Source organism: Aeromonas rivipollensis, assembly GCF_010974825.1.
Classification (GTDB): Bacteria; Pseudomonadota; Gammaproteobacteria; order Enterobacterales; family Aeromonadaceae; genus Aeromonas; species Aeromonas rivipollensis.
The window spans coordinates 19574-41994 of the sequence record NZ_JAAILA010000004.1; the positions used below are offsets into that span (position 1 = coordinate 19574).

Sequence of the window (22421 nt, forward strand, 5' to 3'; positions counted from 1 at the left end):
AGTATGTGAGCCTCGATGTCACAAGGACAGGGACGTCATGAAGCTGGTATTTCTCATAGGGCTCTGCTGGATGCTGGCCGCCCCGGTGCAGGCCGATTCGTTCCCGCCGCAGCGGGCGCCGCTGGTGGCTGACGAGGGGTTGCAAGGTCACAGTGAATATCTGAACGGCCGGCTGGCCCTCGGCCAGTTTGACGCCATGGATGCCCTGCTGGAGAGTCTGGCGGTGGGGCAGCGGGAGTATTTGCTGCATCAGCTGCTGAGCGGGCTCAAGTCATCGGATGCCCCCAGCCCCGATCTGCTGGCCTGGGTGCGCAAGCAAGCCGCCAAGGCGCCGCAATGGCTGGTGGAGGGGGAGGTGGACGGCTTCCTGGTCCAGCTGCCCGCCTATGATTTTGCCGCCGAGGCCCGGCTGGTGCTCAACCACTGGCAGCAGCTGGCCTGGCAGGACAACTACCGCCAACTGCTGGAGCAGAACCGCTTCGACTACAAGCAGGTCTACTACAGCCGCAACCCTGAGCTGGCCCGGCAGCAACAGGCGCTGCTGAGTGTGCTCGATGAGCAGCCCACCCCGGTGCTGCGGCGCGAGGCCGACCGGCTCGCCTCCCTCAACCTCTTCCTGCCCGACAACCAGTTGCTGCTGCACCTCATCGAGCGGACCGGCGATACCGCGCTCTACCTGAAGCTGTGGCGTCAGCCTGTTGATCACGACAGCCTGACGGCCCTGCACTCCATTCCTCGCTTCCATACCGGCCAGGAGGCGAGCGATCTGCTGATCGCCGCCAGTCGCAACGGGCGGCTGATGATCCCCGCCCTGCAGCAGCTCAGCCGGCTCTCGCCGCTGCCGGACGGTGCCCAGCAATACCTGCTGGCGGAGCTCGGCAAGCACCAGTATGGCGGCCTGGTGGCCGGTCTCTTGCTGCAGATGGACGAGCCCAGGCTGCTGGGCCAGCTGGCGGACAGACTCACCCGGCAGGAGCGACGTCACGCCTCGTCCGTCATGCTGCCCGATACGGGTACACCGGATGCGCGGCCAGGGTTATAATGCGGAACCTCCTGACCCCGCTAGGGTACCTGCATGAAATACAAGGACTTGCGTGATTTCATCGCGCAGCTGGAACAAACCGGACAGCTCAAGCGCATCACTCGCGAGATAGACCCCTATCTGGAGATGACCGAGATCAGCGACCGCACCCTGCGTGCGGGCGGCCCGGCCCTGCTGTTCGAGAATCCCAAAGGCTACTCCATGCCGGTGTTGACCAACCTGTTCGGCACCCCGGATCGGGTCGCCATGGGCATGGGCCAGCCCAACGTCGGTGCCCTGCGCCAGGTCGGTGTCTGGCTCTCCTATCTCAAGGAGCCCGAGCCGCCCCGTGGTCTCAAGGAGCTGATGGAGAAGCTGCCCATCTTCAAGCAGGTGCTCAACATGCCGACCAAGCGGCTCTCCTCCGCCCCCTGTCAGCAGGTGGTGCTGGAGGGGGACGCGGTGGATCTGGACCAGATCCCCATCCAGCACTGCTGGCCCGGCGATGTGGCGCCCCTGGTAACCTGGGGGCTGACCATCACCCGCGGCCCCTACAAGAAGCGCCAGAACCTCGGCATCTACCGTCAGCAGAAGATCGGCAAGAACAAGCTCATCATGCGCTGGCTGGATCACCGCGGTGGCGCCATCGATTTTCGCGAGTGGCAGGAGGCCCACCCGGGTGAGCGTTTCCCGGTGGCGGTGGCGCTCGGCGCCGATCCTGCGACCATACTCGGCGCTGTGACGCCGGTGCCGGACAGCCTCTCCGAGTACGCCTTCGCCGGCCTGCTGCGGGGCAGCCGCACCGAGGTGGTGAAGGCCCTGAGCTGCGATCTCGAGGTGCCCGCCAGCGCCGAAATCGTGCTGGAAGGCTATCTGGAGCCGGGGGAGATGGCGCCCGAGGGTCCCTACGGGGATCACACCGGCTACTACAACGAGGTGGACGAGTTCCCTGTTTTCACCATCACCCACATGACAATGCGCCGCGATGCCATCTATCACAGCACCTACACCGGCCGTCCGCCCGATGAGCCGGCGGTGCTCGGGGTGGCGTTGAACGAGGTGTTCGTGCCGCTGCTGCAGAAGCAGTTCCCCGAAATCGTGGACTTCTACCTGCCGCCAGAAGGCTGCTCCTACCGGATGGCGGTGGTGACCATCAAGAAGCGTTACCCCGGCCATGCCAAGCGGGTGATGCTGGGGGTCTGGTCCTTCCTGCGCCAGTTCATGTACACCAAGTTCGTGATCGTCTGCGACGACGACATCAACGCCCGGGACTGGAAGGACGTGATCTGGGCCATCACCACCCGGATGGACCCGGCGCGGGACACCACCTTGATCGAACACACGCCCATCGACTATCTCGACTTCGCCTCGCCGGTCTCGGGGCTCGGCTCCAAGATGGGGCTGGATGCCACCAACAAGTGGCCGGGGGAGAGCAACCGGGAGTGGGGTCAGCCCATAGTCCAGGACGAGGCGGTGAAGCAGAAGATCGACGGGATCTGGGACGAGTTGAAGATCCTCGACTGAGCGACCCGCCCGGGCTGGCGGCCATGTCGACGCAAAAGTGCGGTATTGCCGTGCCGAATTGGGTATGCTCGACTGACTTGACCACAAGCTGGTCGCCAGAAAACAGTGAAACCATGAGCGAAGCGGGCCGGGCAGGCCCCTCACAAGGACAAGAATGCAACGTATCAAGTGCCGCGTAGAGGAACTGCGCGAATATGTCGACACCATCTGGCACGTGGCCCTGACGCCGCAGCAAGCGGTGAGCTTCAAGCCTGGCCAGTATCTGCTGGTGGTGATGAGCGATTCGGACAAGCGCCCCTTCTCCATCGCCAACTCGCCGACCCGCTCCGGTGTGCTGGAGCTGCAGATCGGTGCCACCCCGGAGAACGCCTACGCCGGTCAGGTGCTGGCCCGCATGCGCGAGCAGGGGGAGATCGAGATCGAACTGGCGGCGGGCAAGGCCTTCCTGCGTGACGAATCGCCGCGTCCCCTGATCCTGATGGCAGGCGGCACCGGCTTCTCCTACGCCCGCGCCATCCTGGAGTATCTGATCGATACCGGCAGCAAGCGCCCGGTGTTCCTCTACTGGGGCGTGCGCCAGGCGCACTGGCTCTATGAGCAGGGGCTGATGCAGCAGTGGGAGCGCGACTATGCACCGCTGACCTTCATCCCCGTGGTGCAGGAGCCACAAGCGGACTGGACCGGCAAGACCGGCCTGGTGCACAAGGCCATCATGGACGACTTCGTCAGCCTGCATGACTACGACATCTATGTGGCCGGTCGCTTCGAGATGGCGGGTGCCGCTCGCGAGGAGTTCAAGGTGCTGGGTGCCGAGCCCGAGCGCATCTTTGGTGACGCCTACGAGTTCATCTGATCACCGTCTACTACCCGAGGAGCGCCGATCTGCTCCCTTCTCCCCTCGCGGGAGAAGGGGGGGATGAGCAACTTGGTTTGCCAGCCCGTATCGGCCCCCCTTGGGCATCAGAAACAACAAACCCCAGCCTGGCTGGGGTTTGTTTTATGTGCCGACGGGACGTCGAACCGTATTACTCGCCCTTGGCGCCGAGCTGCTGTTCCAGCTGGGCCAGCTTGGCCTCGAGGGCGGTCAGCTTCTCCCGGGTGCGCAGCAGCACCTTGGTCTGCACGTCAAACTCTTCGCGGCTCACCAGATCCAGCTTGTTCAGCTGGGCCTGCAGCACCTGACGGGTCTTCTTCTCCACCTCTTCACCCATGCTGCGAATGCCAGGCGGCAGGGCGTTGTGTATCTGTTTGGCGATCTCTTCCAGTTTTTTCGGGTCGATCATGGGGTTCTCCTTAAGCAATGGCGCCATTCTACCGACAAATCCCCCCCTTTGCCGAGATCGGGGTGGCTTTTTGCGCCACTGGCGCTGAAAGGTTCTGGTCGGGTCTGGTGATAAGGGGGAGGCTGTTACCCTCTGGCGCCGGGGATCAATTCCAATTCCTTGATGTTGTACACAAAAAAATCAGATCAGATGACCGACCAGAGGCTTATTAATTGTTGCGTTGCTGTTAATATGACTCGGTCGGGTTTGGACCCTACCCCGTCAGGCTCATCATGGATAACAACATATAAAGAGATAAGGATATGAAAAAGAAGCTAATTTACGCGGCAGTCGTCAGTGCGCTGCTGAGCGGTTGTGGTGGCAGTGACGAAAACAAAGGCGATACCTCAAGCTATCTCGATTATCTGCTGAGCGGCACCAATGCGGCGCGCCCCAGCGCCCTGGCCGCCCGTGCCAGTGACGGCACCCTGAAGTTCTCGACCGAAACGGCCGATCTCTCCAATCCAGTCTCAGCCCTCTCCACCCTGGATGGCTGGTCCACTACCCAGGCGGTCCAGATAGTGCCAGTGACTGCCTCGGGCATCACAGTCAAGGCGCCGTCCGCCGCCGAATTTGGTGCCTCGGTGGCCCCGCTCTACCTGCTGGAGCTGGAGTTCGACAGCGCCGCCCTGCGCCCGAGTGGTGTGAAGAAGGTGCTGGCCTACGGGGTGGACTTCGTGGTCGCCGAGTCGGCGGGCAAGCTGAACCTGGTGCCGCTCAAGCCGCTCAATCCCTCTTCCTACTACATGATAGTGGCGACCGATTCGCTCAAGGACAGCAGCGGCAACCCCCTGCGGGCGGGCAGCGACTATAGCAACTACAAGAGCACCACCGGCAGCAATGCCCAGGAGCAGACCATCAGCGGCCTGATAGCGCTGCAGGAAGGGTTGTTCAAGGCGGCCACCGGCATCACCAGCGATCACGTGATCTTCTCCGACTGGTTCGGTACCCAGTCCGGTGCCGACGTGCTGGTGGCGGTGAAAGGCGCGGCTGCTTCCGTGCTCAAGAGCCCGACCCTGGACGCTGCCGCCCTGTGGAAGCAGGATGCCCTGGGCAACACCAACCTGCCCGGCACCTATACCCTGGCCGTGACCGGCAGCAACACCTTCCTGACCCAGCTGGATGCGGAGCAGTTCCTGCCGCAAGAGCAGAAAGATGCCATTGCCGCCGCCGTTGAAGCTAACCCGCAATTGAAGGGTCTTGCCGGTATGACCCAGGTCTTTACCGGTACGGTCAAGCTGCCTTACTTCCTCTCCTCACCGGCCACCGCCGGCTCCTGGGACAAGGCCAGGACCCAGTCCTGGCATGGTGCCATCCCCAGTCTCTATGCCATCGCCAATGCGCTGAAGGCACAGGATGCCGAGGTGATCGGCGGTCTGGTGGGCGCCGGTGTTGATCCGGCCCTGCTGGGCGAGCTCATTGCCGACCCGAGCCGTCAGGCCGAGTTGCTGGCGGAGGCGAGCAAGCTGATCGGGGTGACCCTCACCTCCGGTGGCAAGGCGCTGGATCCCGAGATGAACATAGGCCGCTTCAACCCGCTGCCCAAGCTGGAAGAGGTGCAGTCCGTGCCGATGCGGATCTTTGCCGCAACCAATGACCTGAAGACCATCACAGATGTGATCATCTATCAGCACGGCGTCACCTCGGTGAAGGAGAACGCCTACGCCCTGGCGCTGGGTCAGATCGGTGCCGGTGCCCAGGCGAGCAAGAACGTGGCCGTGGTGGTGATCGACCATCCGCTGCACGGGGAGCGTGGCTTCGCCCTGACCGGCAGTCCGGACTCGGTCACCACGGATAAGAACCCGACTCCCTACCTGAACCTGAGCTACCTGACGGTGGCGCGGGACAACCTGAAACAGAGCGTGGCGGATCTGCTGGGCCTGCGTCTGGCGGTGGGTCTGGCCAATGCCAAGGGTGCTATCGGTCAGAAGGGCCTCAAGGTGCACTTCCTGGGTCACTCCCTGGGCGCCATCGCCGGGGCCAACCTGTTGGCGGTGGCCAACCAGCCCATCGGCAACGCCCAGGCGGATGCCCTGTTCAAGTTCACCACCGGTGGCCTGGCCATGCCGGGTGGCGGCATAGCCCCGCTGCTGCTGAACTCGCCGACCTTCGGCCCGACCATCCAGATGAGCGTGCTGACCGGTGGCAGCGCCGCCCTGAAGACGGCCTTCACCGCCTATGCGCCGAACTGCAAGACGGCGGCGCCGACCTGCTTCGTCAACGAGTTCCTGCCGAGCCTGGACGCCGCCACCCAGGAGAGCGCGGCCGGTACCCTGCAGAGCTACAGCTTCGCGGCCCAGTCGGTGCTGGATTCGGCGGATCCGATCAACCTGGGTCGCGGCATAGCGGCGGACTTCCCGCTGTTTGCCACCGAAGTCGTCGGCGACGGCGCCCTGAGCCTGTCGGATCGGGTTATCCCGAACAGCATTGCCAACGCCCCCCTGGGTGGCACCGAGCCGCTGTTCAAGGTGCTGGCCCTGCAGCCGCTGAGCGCGACCGGCGCGGCCAATCACCACGCCACTCGCTTCGTGGCCGGCGGTCACAGCTCGCTGCTGGCACCGGACGAGAACTTCGATCCGACCGGCGCTGTCACCTCAGAGATGCAGACCCAGTTCGGCAGCTTCTTCGCAAGCGGTGGTACCGCAGTCAAGGTGACCGACGCCAGCCTGCTCAAGCAGTAAACCAGCTGGATAATAAAAACGCCGCCCTTAGGGGCGGCGTTTTGTTTTTGGGGTAATAGCGGTGGGCTGACTGTAGTAAACGCCTCACGCCGGTCTGTGATGTCTGTCCAGCCAACCTTGCAGCAGGCCGACCAGCAGACCCACCAGGTGTGCCATGTTGGCGGTCGCTATGGCTGCCGAGCGGGCCGTAGCAATCGCGACGATGAGACGTCAGGTGGGCCTGTGATGCCTGTCCAGCCAGCCTTGCAGCAGGCCGACCAGCAGGCCGATCAGATGGGCCATGTTGGCGGTGGGGGTGCCGAGCATGTCGAAGAAGCCGAGCACCAGCCAGATCAGCATGAAGCCCATCAGGGCCGGCGGCATGGTGAGGCCGCAGGCGGGCTGCAGTCTGGCCCGCATCCAGCTGTAGCCGAGCAGGGCATAGACCACCCCGGAGAGGCCGCCAAAGCGCGGGCCGCTCACGAAGAACTCGGCGATATTGGGTAGCGCGGCCCCGACCAGCAGCAGGATAAACAGCTTGCCGCTGCCGAGCCGCTGCTCGATCTGGCCGCCGAGATACCACCACCACAGCAGGTTGAACACCAGGTGCAGCACCGAGAAGTGGATAAAGGCCGGGGTGACGTAGCGCCAGGCCTGCCAGTCGGTGAACTGGGCCAGGGTCGGGTGGAACGCCAGCTCGTCGAAGATGGGCAGGCCTATGGCGTCGAGGGCATAGATGGCCAGGCAGGCGATGATGACCACCAGGGTCAGGGGGCCTGCCTGATGGAGGAAGTCGGTGACGGGATCCGTCATCCCCTTGCTGTAGTCGATGCGGGCATCCGCCCGGCCGGACTGCCAGGAGGCCTCCATGTAGCGGGGGTGATTGGGCTCGGCCAGGAAGCGCTTCACCTCCTGCTGGGCCTGGGCGAGGCGCAGCTCGTCCGCCAGCCAGACCGAGACGCCGAGCTCGGACTGGGTCAGCTCGCACGGGATGCCGAGGGTGGCGAGGTAATCCACCAGCGCCTGGGCCATGCGGGCGTCACCCAGTACCAGCAGCTGGATCATGCCGGCCGGGGAGGAGTGGCCCGCCCCTGTCATGCGTCGCCTGCCTGGATCGGGAACTCCCTGCGCCAGGCCTCGAAGCCGCCGTCCAGGCTGTAGACGGCGTCATAGCCCTGTTGCAGCAGATACTGGGCCGCCCCCTGGCTGCTGTTGCCGTGATAGCACATCACTATGACGGGGGTGTCGAAGTCCACCTCGTTCATGAAGCGAACCAGGGAACCGTTGGTGAGGTGGAAGGCGCCGACCGCGTGGGCCGTCTCGAAGGATTGGGGATCACGAATGTCCACGAGACGGGCCTCACCGGCCTCCAGCTTCTGGTGGGCATCCTGGGCGCTGATATGGGCAAACTGGTCCATTGAGATGTCCTGCAAATAGATGATTGAGGGCCAGTTTACCGCAAGCCGTGGCTAGCGCTAAGCCCGCAATGTGCCTTGCCATGTGCCGCGGGATCGCAATTTCCTTCAATATCGGCCCGGACAGGCCGGATAGGCTGGTGGCTCAATCCTTTGCGTGAGCATCATCCATGGAAATCAGTCTGTTGTTGTCCATGTCCGGGTTTGCCCTGGCCATGTCCATCTCCCCGGGGCCAGTCAACCTGGTCGCCCTCGGCACCGGCGCCCGTTACGGCTTCCCGGCCAGCCTGCGCCACGTGGTGGGAGCGACCCTCGGTTTCATACTGCTGCTCCTGCTGATGGGGCTGGGCCTCGGTGGTGCCCTGTCCCGGTGGCCGGTGGCGGCGGGCGCCATCCACTGGGGCGGCGTGCTCTTTCTCTGTTACATGGCCTGGCAACTGCTGGTGGACAGGGGGCAGCTGGAGCGGGTCGAGGGGGCGCCACCCGCCTTCTGGTACGGGGCCCTGATGCAGTGGCTCAATCCCAAGGCCTGGCTGGCGGCCAGCATGGGGATGGGGGCCTACGGGGTCGCGGGCGGGCTGGGGCAGATAGCCCTGTTTACCTCTCTCTATCTGGTGATCTGCCTCGGCTCCATCGCCTGCTGGGCCTATGCCGGCAGTTGCATGCAGGGGCTGCTGCTGGTGCCTCGCCGACTGCGCTGGTTCAACCGGGCCATGGCACTCTTGCTGCTGCTCAGCGCCGCCTATCTGGTGCGTTCAGCCTGACGGGCGAGCTGGGTCCTGTACTGGCCCGGGGTGGTGGCGACCCGGCGTTTGAACTGGCGCTGGAAGTGGGCCTGATCCGCAAAGCCGCTGGCCAGGGCGACCTCGGCCAGGGGCTGCCCCTGTTTGAGCAGGGTGCGGGCGTGGCGGATGCGCCTGTCCAGCAGATAGGCGTGGGGGGTCATGCCGTAATGCTGGCTGAAGGCGCGCACGAAGTGGGAGGGGGTGAGCCCGGCCACGGCGCTCAGCTGTAACAGGCTGAGGGGGCTGGCGCTGTCGTCCTGCATCAGCTCGGCGGCCCGTTGCAGGTGCTGGGGCGGGCGATCGTCCCAGCGTGCTGGGGTGAGCCTGGCCAGCAACTGGCGACTGAACAGGTGGCAGGCCACCTCGCGGGCCAGGGGATCCTGCGCCTGCACCAGCTGGTGATGGAGGTGTTGCAAGCCCTGGTAGAGCAGGGGATCCCGGCTCGCCGTCATGTCGAAGGGCCTAAACTCGCTGCCGAGGCCGGCCTCCTCCTGCTGGCTGCGCAGCCAGTCGGTATCGAGGTAGAACATCAGATAGGACCAGGGCTGGTCGGCGATGGGGTTGCAGGCGTGCACCTCCTCCGGGTTCATCAGCACCAGGGAACCCGGGCCGACCTCCTGAAGGCTCCGCTGGTTGAGGTAGTGGCTGTGGCCGCCGGTGATGGCGCCGATGGAGAAGTGGGCGTGGCTGTGCTTGTCGTAGCAGACGTGGCGGCCATCCTGCACCGCCCGCGCCTCAATGAAGGGCAGGGCAGGGTCGTGCCAGAAGCTGTGTCTGTCCGGCCCTGCCTCTGCCCTGCTCATGATCAGCCGCCGAGATAGGCCTGGCGCACTGCCGGGTTGGCGAGCAGGGCCGCCCCCGTGTCTTGCAGCACCACCCGGCCGTTTTCCAGCACATAGCCCCGATCCGCCAGCTTGAGCGCCTGGTTGGCGTTCTGCTCCACCAGGAAGATGGTCATCCCCTTCTGGCGCAGCTGCTCTATGGTGTCGAAGATCTGCTGGATGATGATGGGGGCCAGCCCCAGGGAGGGTTCGTCCAGCAGCAGCAGGCGCGGCTTGCTCATCAGGGCCCGGCCTATGGCCAGCATCTGCTGCTCGCCGCCGGACATGGTGCCCGCCCGCTGCTCCAGCCGCTCGTGCAGCCGGGGGAACATGGTGAACACCTGATCCAGCAGGGCAGGTTGCTCGGCCTTGTCGACGAAGAAGGCCCCCATCAGCAGGTTCTCCTGCACCGTCAGGCGGGCGAAGATGCGGCGCCCCTCAGGCACCACTGCGATGTCCTTGCGCATGATGCGGGCCGTGCTGAGGGAGTCTATCTGCTCCCCCTCGAACCAGATGCTGCCGCTGCTGGGCTTGGGTTCGCCACAGAGCGTCATCAGCAAGGTGGTCTTGCCGGCGCCGTTGGCGCCGATCAGGGTGACGATTTCCCCCTCTTTTATCTCGACGCTGACGTCGTGCAGCGCCTGGATCTTGCCGTAGTGGGTCGATACGTTGCGAAGTTCTAACATCTTGATTTCCTTACGACTCGCCCAGATAGGCCTTGATCACGGCCGGGTTGTTGCGGATCTCATCCGGTTTGCCATGGGCCAGCGGGGTGCCCTGATTCACCACGAAGATGCGGTTGGAGATCTCCATCACCAGCTTCATATCGTGCTCGATAAGCAGCACCGAGACGCCAAACTCGTCCCTCAGGTTGGAGATGAGGTCGTTGAGCTCGTCGGTCTCGTGCGGGTTGAGGCCGGCGGCCGGCTCATCCAGCATCAGCAGCTCGGGCCGGGTCGCCATGCAGCGGGCGATCTCGAGGCGGCGTTGCTGGCCATAGGCCAGGTTGCCGGCGGGGCGGTTGGCGAGATCCTTGAGACCCACCTTCTCCAGCCAGAAGGCGGACTGCTCCAGCCCCTCTTTCTCGGCGCGGCGGAAGGCCGGGGTCTTGAACAGCCCGGCGATGAAGCCGGTATTGAGATGCCTGTGCTGGGCCACCAGCAGGTTCTCCACCGCCGTCATCTCCTTGAACAGGCGCACGTGCTGGAAGGTACGCACTATGCCCTTGCGGGCGATGAGGTGGCCGGGCAGCCCCTGGATCTCCTCGCCACGGTAGCGGATGGTACCGCCGGTCGGGCGGTAGAAACCCGTCAGGCAGTTGAAGATGGTGGTCTTGCCCGCCCCGTTGGGGCCAATGATGGAGATCACCTCGCCCTTGTCCACATCCAGCTTGACGCCGTTGACCGCCAGCAGGCCGCCGAAGCGCATCGACAGATCAGAGACGTCGAGCAATTTGTTGTTGGTATTGTTCAGCTTGCTCATTTGCGCAGCTCCATGTGGGGTCGGCTCATGGGCAGCAGTCCCTGCGGCCGCCAGATCATCATGAACACCATCAAGAGGCCGAACATCAGCATGCGGTACTCGTTGAACTCACGGGCCAGCTCAGGCAGTACCGTCATGACGATGGCTGCCAGCACCACCCCTATCTGGGAGCCCATGCCCCCCAGTACCACGATCGCGAGGACTATGGCCGACTCGATGAAGACGAAGGACTCCGGGCTGATGAAGCCCTGGCGCGAGGCGAAGAAGCTGCCGGCGAAGCCCGCGAAGCAGGCGCCTATGGTGAAGGCGGTCAGCTTGATGATGGTGGGGTTGAGCCCCAGCGACTTGCAGGCGATCTCGTCTTCCCGCAGCGCTTCCCAGGCACGGCCCAGCGGCATGCGCAGCAGACGGTTGATGACGAACAGGGTCGCCACCACCAGCACCAGCGCCATCAGGTAGAGGAAGATCACCTTGTGGTTGGCGTTGTAGGCGATGCCAAAGAAGTCGTGGAAGGTGCCAAAGCCCCCATCCTTGACGGTGCGGTTGAACTCCAGGCCGCCCAGGGTCGGCTTGGGAATGCCGGAGATCCCGTTCGGGCCGCCGGTCAGGGTGGTCATGTTGTTGAGCAGGATGCGGATGATCTCGCCAAAGCCCAGGGTGACTATGGCCAGATAGTCCCCCCGCAGCCGCAACACTGGGAAGCCGAGTAGGAAGCCGAAGGTGGCCGCCATCAGGCCGGCGATGGGCAGGCACTCCCAGAAGCTCAGGCCGAAGTAGGTGTTGAGTAGGGCGTAGCTGTAGGCGCCGACCGCGTAGAAGCCGACGTAACCGAGATCCAGCAGGCCGGCGAGGCCCACCACCACGTTGAGCCCCAGCCCCAGCATGATGTAAATCAGCGCCAGGGTGGCGAGATCGATGGCACCGCGGGACGCCATGAAGGGCCAGCTGACCGCAAACAACAGCACCAGGATGGCGGTGAGGTTGTAGAGCTTGGGCGCCTCCTCCGGGCTCGGCAGCACCAGCTTGGTGAAGCCGACGGAGAAGCCGCTGATGGAGGCCTGGAACAGGCGACTGATCTGGCCGCGCAGCATCTGGAACCAGAAGACGATGGTGGCGCCCCCCAGCAGCCAGGCCAGGGAGACATCGAGCCGGCTCACCACCAACAGGCGGGAGCCATCGGTCTCCAGCTTGAAGCCGAGCAGCCAGAAGGAGAGCACCAGCAGCATCAGGCTGGCGATACAGGCATGGATAAATTGTTTTTTCATACCTTCTCGACCTCCGGGCGACCCAGAATGCCAGTAGGCATAAACAGCAACACGAAGATGAGCAGGGCGAAGGCCATCACATCCTTGTACTCGGTGCTGAGGTAACCGGCGGTGAGCGCCTCGACCACGCCGAGCAGCAGGCCGCCGATCACGGCGCCAGGAATGCTGCCGATGCCGCCCAATACCGCTGCCGTAAACGCCTTGAGACCGGCCATAAAGCCGAGATAGGGGTTGATGACGCCGTAATACATGCCGAGCAGCACGCCCGCGACGGCGGCCAGGGCGGCCCCCAGCACGAAGGTGATGGAGATGACCACATGGGTATCTATGCCCAGCAGGTTGGCCATCTTGATGTCTTCCGAACAGGCGCGACAGGCGCGGCCCATGCGGGAGCGGTTGATGAACTGGGTCAGCGCCAACATGGTGATGAAGGTCACCACGAAGATGATGAGCTGCATGTAGGAGAGGCTGGCCTGGAAGCCCTCCTCACCACCCAGGGTCCAACCCCCGGAGATCAGGGTGGGCATGGCGATATCGCGCGAGCCCTGTGCCATTCGCATCATGTTCTGCAAGAAGATCGACATGCCGATGGCGGAGATGAGGGGGATGAGGCGATTGCCGCCCCGCAGCGGGCGATAGGCGACCCGCTCTATGGTCCAGCCATAGCTGCCTGTGATGAGGATACTGATCAGAAAGGCGCCGCCCAGCAGCAGCACTGTGCTGTCGATGCCCATCATCATGAGCCCGGCCATCACCATGAAGGCGACATAGGAGCCGATCATGTAGACCTCACCGTGGGCGAAGTTGATCATGCCTATGATGCCGTAGACCATGGTGTAGCCGATGGCGATCAACGCATAGGTGCTGCCTATGGTTAACCCGTTCAGCAGCTGCTGAACCAGATAAAGAAGGTGTTCGGACATACTGCGTTCCCTGTACTTGCCCGCAAAGAAAGGAGGGGGTGACGCTTGTCACCCCCGACCGGCAGATTATTTGAGTTGAGTGGAGGTACCGTCGGCGTGCCACTGGAAGACACCGAACTCGAAGCCCTTCAGGTCACCGTTCGGTGCCCAGGTCAGGGGACCCATGACGGTGTCGATCGGTGCGGCCTTCATGGCGGCAGCCACGGCAGCGGGATCATCCTCGCCCGCCTTGGCGATACCGGCTGCCAGAGCTTGCATGGCCGCGTAGGTGGTCCAGACGAAGGGACCCGAGGAGTCCTGACCCTTGGCCTTGAAGGCTTCTACTATGGAGGCGTTGGCAGGCAGCAGGTCGTACTTGTTCGGCAGGGTGACCAGCAGGCCTTCGGAGGCCGGGCCACCGATGGCGGAGATGTCCTTGTTACCCACACCTTCCGGACCCATGAACTTGGCTTTCAGGCCTTTCTCGCCAGCCTGGCGCAGGATCAGGCCCAGCTCCGGGTGGTAGCCGCCGTAGTAGACGAAGTCCACGTTCTCTTTCTGCAGCTTGGCGATCAGGGCGGAGAAGTCCTTGTCCCCGGCGGTGATGCCTTCGAATGCCACTACCTTGACGCCAGCCTTGTCCAGAGCCGCCTTGACGCTGGAGGCGATGCCTTCACCGTACTGCTTCTTGTCGTGGATGACGGCCACGCGCTGGGGTTTGACCTGCTCGATGATGTACTTGGCGGCGGTCGGGCCCTGGTCGCTGTCCAGGCCAATGGTGCGCATGGTCAGCTGGTAGCCACGCTCGGTGATCTTGGGGTTGGTGGAGGCCGGGGTCACCATCAGCACACCTTCATCTTCATAGATGTCGGAGGCGGGCAGGGTGTTGTCTGAGCAGAGGTGGCCGACCACGAACTTGACGCCGTCGTTGATCACCTTGTTGGCGATGGCCACGGCCTGCTTGGGATCGCAGGCGTCGTCATAGATGACGGCTTCGATCTGTTTGCCCTTGATGCCGCCCGCCTTGTTGATCTGCTCGACCGCCATCTTGCCGCCGGTGAACTGCATGTCACCGTACTGGGCGACCGGGCCGGTCAGGGGGCCGGCGATGCCGATCTTGATGGTATCGGCCGCATTGGCCATGGAGACTGATCCAAACAGAGCCAAAGAAACCGCTGCCCTGACTGCCATTTTGCTCAAGTTATTCATTGATTCGTCCCTTAATCAGTGGATTGTTTCATTTTCCGTGTGTCATTCCGAGCCTGTGTCCCGCCAGCCCGGCAATAGATAAGGTTCTATCATTCCTCGCCGTGCAATAACAAGATGTTAAAGATACTAACCGGAACGGGTTGGGTAGGGCTTTTATGAAACAAATGCCCTGCTTAAGTTTTTATTTTGGAGTTTAATATCGCATATGTCGATTAACATACTGACAACAAATTGTCACGGTGACAATTTTCAGAGTAAAAAACTGACGATATTTCATTCTGCGTCCGCTCTCATTTTGACCAAATTCCGTTTGCGCAAAAAGAAATGACCGCCTAGATTAGCCAAGATTGACAATTCGCTGGCAGCTCTCGTTAAAACCAAGCCTTTATTCGGGAAATCTGCTACTGTTCCGCCTTTGTTATTCAGGAGACAGAGATGGCCACTATCAAGGATGTCGCCTCCAGGGCAGGCGTATCCATCTCCACCGTCTCACATGTACTCAATCACACCCGTCGGGTCAGCGAAGATGCAACCCAGAAAGTGCTTGAGGCGGTGGCAGAACTCAACTACGCGCCCAATTCGGTAGCGCGCAGCCTCAAGATCAACTCGACCAAGACCATAGGCATGCTGGTCACCACCAGTGCCAACCCCTTCTTCGCGGAAGTGGTGCAAGGGGTGGAAGCCTACTGCTTCGAACAGGGTTACAGCCTGATCCTGTGCAACACCGAGAACCAGCCCCCCCGTCAGCAGCACTATCTGCGCATGTTGATGGAGAAGCGGGTCGACGGCTTGCTGGTGCTGGGGACCGACATCGACACCCCGCTGCGGGACATGCTGCGGATCCACAAGAACGTGCCCCAGGTGGTACTGGACTGGGGAACCGAGTGCGACTTTGCCAACGTGATCAACGACAACGCCCGCATTGGTGCGCGCCTGGCCGTGCGTCATCTGCTGGAGCAGGGTCACACCGAGATCGTCTGCATCACGGGCCAGATCGACAAGCCGACCACCCAGCAGCGCTTGGACGGGGTGCGTGACGCCCTGGGCGAGCATGGCCTGACCCTGAAGGACGAGCAGATCTTCGAAGGGGACTACGAGAGCCAGAGCGGCTACGATGCCATGCAGCGGATCCTGGCCCTCAAGCCGCGGCCGACGGCGGTGTTTGCCTTCGACGATCCCATGGCCATAGGTGCCATCTGCGCCGCCTGGGAAGCCGGGGTCAAGGTGCCGGACGACATCTCCATGATCGGCTACGACGATGTGGAGATGGCGCGCTTCTCCAGCCCGCCGCTCACCACCATTCGCCACCCCAAGGCCGAGCTGGGCCTGCTGGCGGTGCAGCATCTGGTGAGCCGGATCCGCAACAAGGCCCTGGAAGTCGAGTCCATGACGGTTCAGCCCGAGCTGATCGTTCGTCGCTCGGTCAAGTCCCTGCGCTGATCGCCCGGCCTCAGGCACCACGAAAAACCCCCTCCCTCGCGAGGGGGTTTTTGTTTTTGGGGCCCGGCGCCGCCCCTCAGGCCTTGAGGCCGAGCCGCCTGGCGAGCCGGTGCAGGTTGCCGCCGTCCAGCGCCAGCGCCCGGGCGGTGGCGGCCCAGTTGCCGTCCTGGGCCGCCAGGGTCTGCTCTATCAGCTGGAGCTGGAAGGCGTCGGTGGCGGCGCGCAGGCCGAGGCCGGTGGCGACGGACGGGGCCGGGGTGGCCGTGCTGGCGGCAAGCGGCGGCGAGACCGCCGCCCCCAGATTGAAGTGGTGGGCATCCAGGGCCGGGGACTGGCTGCCCTGTTCGGCCCTGGCCAGCACGGCGGCTCTGTGGATGGCGTGCTCGAGTTCGCGCACGTTGCCCGGCCAGTCGTGACTCTCGAGCAGTGCCAGCGCCCCGGGCAGGATGCGCAGCCGCTCCAGCCCCAGGCTGACCCGGCAGCGTTCGCAAAAATAACCGGCCAGCAGGGGAATGTCGCCGGGGCGTTCCCGCAGTGCCGGGGCCTGGATCGGGAAGACGCTCAGGCGGTGGTAGAGGTCGGCCCTGAATTGCCCCTCGACCACAGCCTGCTTCAGATCCCGGTTGGTGGCCGCCAGGATGCGCACATTGACCCTGAGGGGGGTGTCGTCACCTATGCGCTGCAGATCCCCGTATTGCAGCACCCGCAGCAGCTTGGCCTGCAGCGCCAGCGACAGCTCGCCAATCTCGTCCAGAAACAGGGTGCCCTTGTCGGCCAGCTCGAACTTGCCCGCCCTGTTGTGGATGGCGCCGGTGAAGGCCCCCTTCACGTGACCGAACAGCTCGCTCTCCGCCACCGACTCCGGCAGGGCGGCGCAGTTGAGATAGACCAGGGGGGCACTGGCGCGGGGTGAGCCCTGATGCACCGCCTTGGCGATCAGCTCCTTGCCGACCCCCGTCTCCCCCAGGATCAGCACGTTCAGCTCCGAGCTCGCCACCACGTCTATCTCGTGGCGCAACCGGGCCATGGCGGGGGAGTGGCCTATCATCTCCGGCTGGCCCTCGGCATGGGGGGCTGAGGCGAGGGGCTCGCTGCTCTGGCGGGCGAGGCGTTCCAGCAGCAGGGCGTTGCTGAGGGCGGCGGCGGCCAGGGCTCCCACCAGCCGCAGCTCCTCGTCGCTGATGCCGTCGAACTGGGTCGGGTTCATGCCGTCTATGGTCAGGGCACCGATGAGGGTCTGATCCGAGAAGAGCGGCAGGCCTACGCAGGCGTGCACCTTGAAGTCGTCGTGATCCGGGATCAGGCCGTCATAGGGGTCGGGTAGGGAGCTGTCGGCGGGAAAGCGCACCACGTCGCCAGCCCGGGCTATGGCCTCCATGCGCGGGTGATCCTTGAGGGCGAAGCGGCGGCCCAGCACGTCCTGCATCAGGCCGTCGATGGCTAGCGGGATGAACTGGCCCCCCTCGTAGCGCAACAGGGCAGAGGCGTCCGAGTGCAGCAGGCTGCGCACGCTCTGGATCAGACGGTGGAACCTGTCCTGATGGGAGATGCCGAGTTGCAGGTCGAGGGCGATGCGCGCCAGGCTGTCGGTCGAGATCACGATGATTGTCCAAATGACAGTGTATTTGTGATTTTGACTATAGAGAGAGGCTGTCTAAATGACAATGACAGATATTGTAATCTAGTAAAAACAATAAGTTATAAGTTGGCACGTCCGCTGCAATAGGGAATTCAGTCACACATTCACTATTGCCTGCTGAGGAACTGCCTGATGAGCATTCACGTCAAGAACAACATCCACTGGGTCGGCCAACGGGACTGGGAGGTGCGCGACTTCCACGGCACCGAGTACAAGACCCACAAGGGCACCAGCTACAACAGCTACCTCATCCGCGAAGGGAAGAACGTGCTGATCGATACCGTCGATCACAAGTTCAGCCGGGAGTTCGTGCAGAACCTGGCGGCGGAGATCGATCTCGCCGCCATCGACTTTGTGGTGATCAACCACGCCGAGGAGGATCACGCCGGCGCCCTGACCGAGCTGATGGCCCGCATCCCCGGCACCCCCATCTACTGCACCCACAACGCCATCGACTCCATCACAGGTCACCATCATCACCCGGAGTGGAACTTCCAGCCGGTCAAGACGGGCGACAGCCTGGACATCGGCAACGGCAAGCAGCTGGTATTCATCGAGACCCCCATGCTGCACTGGCCCGACAGCATGATGACCTATATGACAGAGGACGCGGTGCTCTTCTCCAACGACGCCTTCGGCCAGCACTACTGCGATGAGCACCTGTTCAACGACGAGGTGGATCAGACCGAGCTGATGGAGCAGTGCCAGCGTTACTACGCCAACATACTGACCCCCTTCAGCCCCCTGGTGACCGCCAAGATCAAGGAAGTGCTCGGCTTCAACCTGCCGGTGAGCATGGTGGCCACCTCCCACGGCATCGTCTGGCGCGAGGATCCCACCCAGATCATCCTCAAATATCTGGAGTGGGCCGACCACTACCAGGAGGATCGCATCACATTGTTCTACGACTCCATGTCCAACAATACCCGCATGATGGCCGACGCCATCGCCCAGGGCATCCACGAGGTGGATCCCGGGGTGGCGGTGAAGATCTACAACGTGGCGCGCCACGACAAGAACGAGATCCTGACCCAGGTGTTCCGCTCCAAGGGGATACTGGTGGGCTCCTCCACCATGAACAACGTCATGATGCCCAAGGTGGCGGGCATGCTCGAGGAGATCACCGGCCTGCGCTTCCGTAACAAGCGGGCTTCGGCCTTCGGCAGCTACGGCTGGACCGGTGGCGCCGTGGACCGGATCCAGACCCGGCTGATGGATGCTGGCTTCGACATCAGCCTCTCCCTCAAGGCCAAGTGGCGCCCGGACGGCTCGGCGCTGGCACAGTGCCGCGAGCACGGTCGCCAGCTCGCCCGTCAGTGGGCCCTGCACCCGCTGGAGGCACCCCGCCCGATCACCACAACCCAGGCGGCAGTGACGCCTGCCCCCGTGATCGCCAAGGCGCCGCAAGCCGCACCGGCCGCCGCTGAATGGGACGACGATCAGCCCATGCTCTGCACCGTCTGCCAGTGGGTCTATGACCCGGCCCAGGGGGAGCCGGATCAGTTGGTGGCGCCGGGCACTCCCTGGGCCCAGGTACCTGACAGCTTCCTCTGCCCGGGCTGCGGCATCGGCAAGGAGGTGTTCGAGCCCTGCGCCGTGGAGGCCTGTGTATGAACGCAGTCACTCCGAATGAGGTCGGCATCAGCCGGGAGATAGTGGTGATCGGCAGCGGCTTCGCCGCCCAGCAACTGGTCAAGAGCCTTCGCAAGCTCGATGGGGAGCGGCCCATCCGCCTCATCACCGCCGACAGCGGCGACGAGTACAACAAGCCGGACTTGAGCCACGTGGTGAGCCGGGGCTGCGCCGCCGCAGCCATGACCCGGCTGACTGGCGCCGACTTCGCCGAGCAGCAGCGCATCACGCTGCTGCCCCACTGCCAGGTTCTCGGCATAGATCCCGCCCGGCGCACCCTGTTGACCTCGCAGGGCAGCTTCCCCTATGGCCAGCTGGTGCTGGCCACCGGCGCCAGTGCGGCGCGCCCCGAGATACCGGGCAGCGAGCATCTGGTGACCCTCAACAGCCAGCAGGAGTACGCCGCCGCCGAGGGGCTGATCCAGCAGGCCAGACGCATCATGATATTGGGGGCCGGGCTGATTGGCTGCGAGCTGGCGATGGACATAGCGAGCGACGGTCGCGAGGTGACACTGGTGGATCTGGCGGGCAGCCCCCTCGGCAGCCTGCTGCCCGCCGCCCTGACCCAGCCGTTGCAACAGGCGCTGCGCAGTCAGGGAGTCAGGCTGCAATTCGGGACAGGTCTCGCCAGAGTGGACGCCCAGCCCGGCGATGGCTGGCGAGCAACCCTGAGTGACGGCCGCGTTAGCTCGCAGGATCTGGTGATCGCCGCCATAGGCCTTACGCCCAATCTGGACCTGGCCCGTGGGGCCGGGCTGGCAGTGGAGCGCGGCATCCTGGTCGACGATCGGCTGCAAACCAGCGATCCCCATATCTTCGCGCTGGGGGATTGCGTGCAGTGGCGGGGTCAGCTGCTTCCCTTCCTGCAACCAATAGTGCTGGGGGCCAATACCCTGGCCAAGACCCTGCTCGGTACCCCGACCCTGCTGACCCTGCCCCCCATGCTGGTGAAGGTGAAGACCCCGCGTTACCCCTTGCAGCTGGCGGGCCGCACCCAGGGCGAGGATCTCGCCTGGCAGTGCCGCTGGAACAGCCAGGGCATGGTGGCCGAGGCGCACGGCGAGGATGGCGAGCTGTGCGGCTTCGTGGTGGGGGGCGATCAGATGAGCGCCGCCTTCCCGCTGCTGCGCCAGCTGCCCCGCTGATCCACTTTATCGATTGAGGCCGGGCCGACCGGCCATCTGAGGAGAATGTCTATGTCACTGCACCTTATTCCCGCCCATTCTATTCCTACAGATTGGGTGGTTCGTCGCTCCACCCCCTTCTTCACCCGCGCCAACGTGCCCCAGGCCCTGCTCAGTCACCACAACACGGCAGCCGGGGTGTTCGGCCAGCTCTGCGTGATGGAGGGCACCGTCACCTATCACGGCTTTGCCGACGAACAGGCCGAGGAGCCGGAGCTGAGTCTGGTGATCCGGGCCGGGCAGTTTGTCACCAGCCCGCCCCGGTACTGGCACAGGGTCGAGCTGTCGGAAGATGCCCGCTTCAATATCCACTTCTGGGCCGAGCAGGGTTCGTCGGATCAACCCCTGTTCAACAGCCGAAAATAATAAGGTTCAACAGCCGCAAAGGGTGAGAACGGGTGGGGCCAATCCGGGTGAATGGCCCCTCTGCCCATGCAGATCAAAATAATCAACTCAGATGTTCGTTATCCTGCCCCCTTATCCGAATGAGTTCTGTGAGGGAGATGCATGAGCCTGATTGAAGCCATGACCATGGTGGCTGGCCTGGTCTATCTGGTGCTGCTGGCGTGGCAGGCGCGATCGGGCTGGCAGTGGCGTCTTGCCCTCGGCCTGCTGCTCATGCTCTGGTTGCTGGTGGCGGACAGCCTGCTCTGGATCGGGTTGGGGCTGGTGGTCGTCCCCCTCGCCCTGTGGCACAGATACAGGCCGCTGCCGGTACTCGGCGGGATCAACAGCCAGTCGCTGCGGGCTTGGACTCGCAAGCTGCTGCTGCTCTGCTGGGGGCTGGTGACTGTGCAGTACGGCGTCCATATCTGGCAGCTGGGGCAGGGGATCCCCCCCTGGCTGGTGCGTCCGGATGTGGTGGACGGCTTCCTGCCCATCGCAGGCGGTCTCGGGCTGCGGGCCTGGCTCGGGCAGGGGCTGGTGGATCCGCACCATCCGGCGGCCACCATCACAGTGCTGGTGCTCTGCCTGTCGGCCCTGCTGCTGGGGCGGGCATTCTGCGCCTGGTTCTGCCCGCTAGGGCTGGTGGGTGAGTGGCTGCATCGACTGCGTACTCGCCTGTTGCCGGGGGAGTGGGTGCCGCCCCGCTGGCTGGATTGGCTGCTGCGGGCCCAGAAGTTTCTGGTGCTCGGTTTCCTGCTCTTCATCATATTGCTGGCGGTGCCCGCCGCCGCCCTGCCCGGCTACTTCACCAGCCCCTACCATCAGGCAGCGGACATGAAAATGGGGGCCTTCTTCTTCAACCTGACCCTGATCTCGGGCCTCTGCCTTGGCTGGGTGCTGCTGCTCACCGTTGCCTTCCGCCAGGGCTTCTGCCGCTACCTCTGCCCCTACGGCGCCTGGCTCTCTTTACTCGGCCTGCTGACACCTCTGCGCATTCGCCGCGACCCGGACCGCTGCCTGCGAAGTGCTGGCCATGACTGCGACAGGTGCAGCCGGGCCTGCCCGTCCCGCATCCAGGTGCACCAGCTGATCGCGGTGCAGAGCCTCGAGTGCAGCAGCTGCATGAGCTGCGTCGCCGCCTGCCCCAAAAGCGCCGATGCACTGTACTTGGGCAGCAAGGCACGCAGGCTGGAGCCCCAGTGGCTGCTGGGTCTGCTCTGCCTGTTGCTGCTGGTGTTGCCGCTGCTCGCTTACGGCCTGCTGGAGTTCTGGGTCAGCCAGACGCCGCTCGCCGACCGCTACGAGTTGCTGCAGCGGCTGCCCTGGTTGAATCATTGAGCCGTCGGCGGGGGTGTATAAAAATCCCCCGCCAAACTGTTAGCGCCATCCCAAATTGCTTATGTCGCAATTGATCCTTGGGCGGGGCCCCCCATAATGGATTGCGTTATTGGTCGTTGTTAATTTCAACCAGATGAGCAACAACATGAATATCATGATCACCTCACCCAAGTGGTTTACCCTGGATCATAAAATCGCTTTCTTCTTCCCGCTGTAATATCCCCCGCGGCGCTTGTGCATTTATATGGATGCAACGAGTCCGTCTGAATTCCTGATCTGAAATAGTCTGCACTTTCGCTCGCCTTATTTATTGGCGAGGCGATGTGGTGCACCCGATCTCATTATTTGCCAGCTGCCAACCATTATTGATGGTGGGTGATGAGACTCATCCTGAA

Annotated in this window: 21 protein-coding genes; 11 read left to right on the forward strand and 10 right to left on the reverse strand. The window is 63.5% G+C overall.

Annotation, left to right across the window (positions count from 1 at the left end):
- Positions 1–37 precede the first annotated feature (37 nt).
- The 3 genes from G4923_RS02665 to fre all read left to right on the forward strand — a co-directional run bounded on the left by G4923_RS02665 (position 38) and on the right by fre (position 3398).
- Positions 38–1042 (forward strand): hypothetical protein, encoded by a 1005-nt coding sequence (locus G4923_RS02665; RefSeq protein WP_163135438.1) that lies wholly within the window; start codon positions 38–40, stop codon positions 1040–1042.
- Positions 1043–1075: 33 nt separating this feature from the next.
- On the forward strand, positions 1076–2545 hold the full coding sequence (gene ubiD, locus G4923_RS02670; RefSeq protein WP_163135439.1) for a 4-hydroxy-3-polyprenylbenzoate decarboxylase: 1470 nt from the start codon (positions 1076–1078) through the stop codon (positions 2543–2545).
- Positions 2546–2699: 154 nt separating this feature from the next.
- Entirely contained in the window at positions 2700–3398 is a 699-nt protein-coding gene (gene fre / locus G4923_RS02675; protein ID WP_025328826.1) for an NAD(P)H-flavin reductase, read from the forward strand.
- A gap of 172 nt (positions 3399–3570) precedes the next feature.
- Here fre and ubiK read toward each other — a convergent pair whose 3' ends face one another.
- Positions 3571–3828 (reverse strand): ubiquinone biosynthesis accessory factor UbiK, encoded by a 258-nt coding sequence (gene ubiK, locus G4923_RS02680; RefSeq protein ID WP_025328825.1) that lies wholly within the window; start codon positions 3826–3828, stop codon positions 3571–3573.
- A gap of 302 nt (positions 3829–4130) precedes the next feature.
- On the opposite strand from ubiK, the gene G4923_RS02685 reads away from it, so the two are divergent.
- Positions 4131–6548: a VolA/Pla-1 family phospholipase gene (locus tag G4923_RS02685; RefSeq protein ID WP_163135440.1), complete on the forward strand. Its 2418-nt coding sequence runs from the start codon at positions 4131–4133 to the stop codon at positions 6546–6548.
- Positions 6549–6758: 210 nt separating this feature from the next.
- Here G4923_RS02685 and glpG read toward each other — a convergent pair whose 3' ends face one another.
- Both glpG and glpE read right to left on the reverse strand, forming a co-directional pair.
- Entirely contained in the window at positions 6759–7592 is an 834-nt protein-coding gene (gene glpG, locus G4923_RS02690; protein WP_163135465.1) for a rhomboid family intramembrane serine protease GlpG, read from the reverse strand.
- Between the two features lie 29 nt (positions 7593–7621).
- The gene (glpE, locus tag G4923_RS02695) at positions 7622–7945 is read right to left on the reverse strand and encodes a thiosulfate sulfurtransferase GlpE (protein ID WP_025328822.1); all 324 of its coding nucleotides are present in this window, start codon (positions 7943–7945) and stop codon (positions 7622–7624) included.
- Between the two features lie 167 nt (positions 7946–8112).
- On the opposite strand from glpE, the gene G4923_RS02700 reads away from it, so the two are divergent.
- On the forward strand, positions 8113–8706 hold the full coding sequence (locus tag G4923_RS02700) for a LysE family translocator (RefSeq protein ID WP_205597093.1): 594 nt from the start codon (positions 8113–8115) through the stop codon (positions 8704–8706).
- Here G4923_RS02700 and G4923_RS02705 read toward each other — a convergent pair.
- The 6 genes from G4923_RS02705 to G4923_RS02730 all read right to left on the reverse strand — a co-directional run bounded on the left by G4923_RS02705 (position 8685) and on the right by G4923_RS02730 (position 14406).
- Positions 8685–9530 (reverse strand): AraC family transcriptional regulator, encoded by an 846-nt coding sequence (locus tag G4923_RS02705; RefSeq protein ID WP_163135441.1) that lies wholly within the window; start codon positions 9528–9530, stop codon positions 8685–8687. The two genes, G4923_RS02700 and G4923_RS02705, sit on opposite strands and share 22 nt — an antisense overlap.
- Positions 9531–9532: 2 nt before the next feature.
- Positions 9533–10234, reverse strand: a complete 702-nt coding sequence (locus G4923_RS02710; RefSeq protein ID WP_106885413.1) for an ABC transporter ATP-binding protein — start codon at positions 10232–10234, stop codon at positions 9533–9535.
- A 10-nt stretch (positions 10235–10244) separates the two neighbouring features.
- Entirely contained in the window at positions 10245–11030 is a 786-nt protein-coding gene (gene livG, locus G4923_RS02715) for a high-affinity branched-chain amino acid ABC transporter ATP-binding protein LivG (RefSeq protein ID WP_111913035.1), read from the reverse strand.
- Entirely contained in the window at positions 11027–12295 is a 1269-nt protein-coding gene (locus G4923_RS02720) for a high-affinity branched-chain amino acid ABC transporter permease LivM (protein ID WP_163135442.1), read from the reverse strand. Before G4923_RS02720 ends, livG begins: the two co-directional genes overlap by 4 nt.
- Entirely contained in the window at positions 12292–13218 is a 927-nt protein-coding gene (gene livH, locus G4923_RS02725; protein WP_111913037.1) for a high-affinity branched-chain amino acid ABC transporter permease LivH, read from the reverse strand. Before livH ends, G4923_RS02720 begins: the two co-directional genes overlap by 4 nt.
- Before the next feature lie 66 nt (positions 13219–13284).
- On the reverse strand, positions 13285–14406 hold the full coding sequence (locus G4923_RS02730) for a branched-chain amino acid ABC transporter substrate-binding protein (RefSeq protein ID WP_162520030.1): 1122 nt from the start codon (positions 14404–14406) through the stop codon (positions 13285–13287).
- Between the two features lie 435 nt (positions 14407–14841).
- Between G4923_RS02730 and G4923_RS02735 the strand changes: the two genes are divergently transcribed.
- Positions 14842–15846, forward strand: coding sequence for a substrate-binding domain-containing protein (locus G4923_RS02735; protein WP_106885418.1), 1005 nt, complete (start codon positions 14842–14844; stop codon positions 15844–15846).
- A 76-nt stretch (positions 15847–15922) separates the two neighbouring features.
- Here the strand turns inward: G4923_RS02735 and norR are convergent, their stop codons facing one another.
- A complete protein-coding gene (norR, locus tag G4923_RS02740) occupies positions 15923–17446 on the reverse strand; it encodes a nitric oxide reductase transcriptional regulator NorR (RefSeq protein ID WP_163135443.1) in 1524 nt (507 codons plus the stop codon).
- 171 nt (positions 17447–17617) lie between these two features.
- On the opposite strand from norR, the gene norV reads away from it, so the two are divergent.
- From norV to tnaC, 5 genes are all read left to right on the forward strand, one after another.
- Positions 17618–19099, forward strand: coding sequence for an anaerobic nitric oxide reductase flavorubredoxin (norV, locus tag G4923_RS02745; protein WP_163135444.1), 1482 nt, complete (start codon positions 17618–17620; stop codon positions 19097–19099).
- The gene (gene norW, locus G4923_RS02750) at positions 19096–20262 is read left to right on the forward strand and encodes an NADH:flavorubredoxin reductase NorW (RefSeq protein WP_163135445.1); all 1167 of its coding nucleotides are present in this window, start codon (positions 19096–19098) and stop codon (positions 20260–20262) included. Before norV ends, norW begins: the two co-directional genes overlap by 4 nt.
- Before the next feature lie 51 nt (positions 20263–20313).
- The gene (locus tag G4923_RS02755; protein WP_163135446.1) at positions 20314–20667 is read left to right on the forward strand and encodes a TehB family protein; all 354 of its coding nucleotides are present in this window, start codon (positions 20314–20316) and stop codon (positions 20665–20667) included.
- 141 nt (positions 20668–20808) lie between these two features.
- Complete coding sequence (locus G4923_RS02760) at positions 20809–22026, forward strand: 4Fe-4S binding protein (protein ID WP_163135447.1); 1218 nt, start codon at positions 20809–20811, stop codon at positions 22024–22026.
- A 154-nt stretch (positions 22027–22180) separates the two neighbouring features.
- A complete protein-coding gene (gene tnaC / locus G4923_RS21430; protein ID WP_226173187.1) occupies positions 22181–22243 on the forward strand; it encodes a tryptophanase leader peptide in 63 nt (20 codons plus the stop codon).
- The last annotated feature ends 178 nt before the right edge of the window (positions 22244–22421 follow it).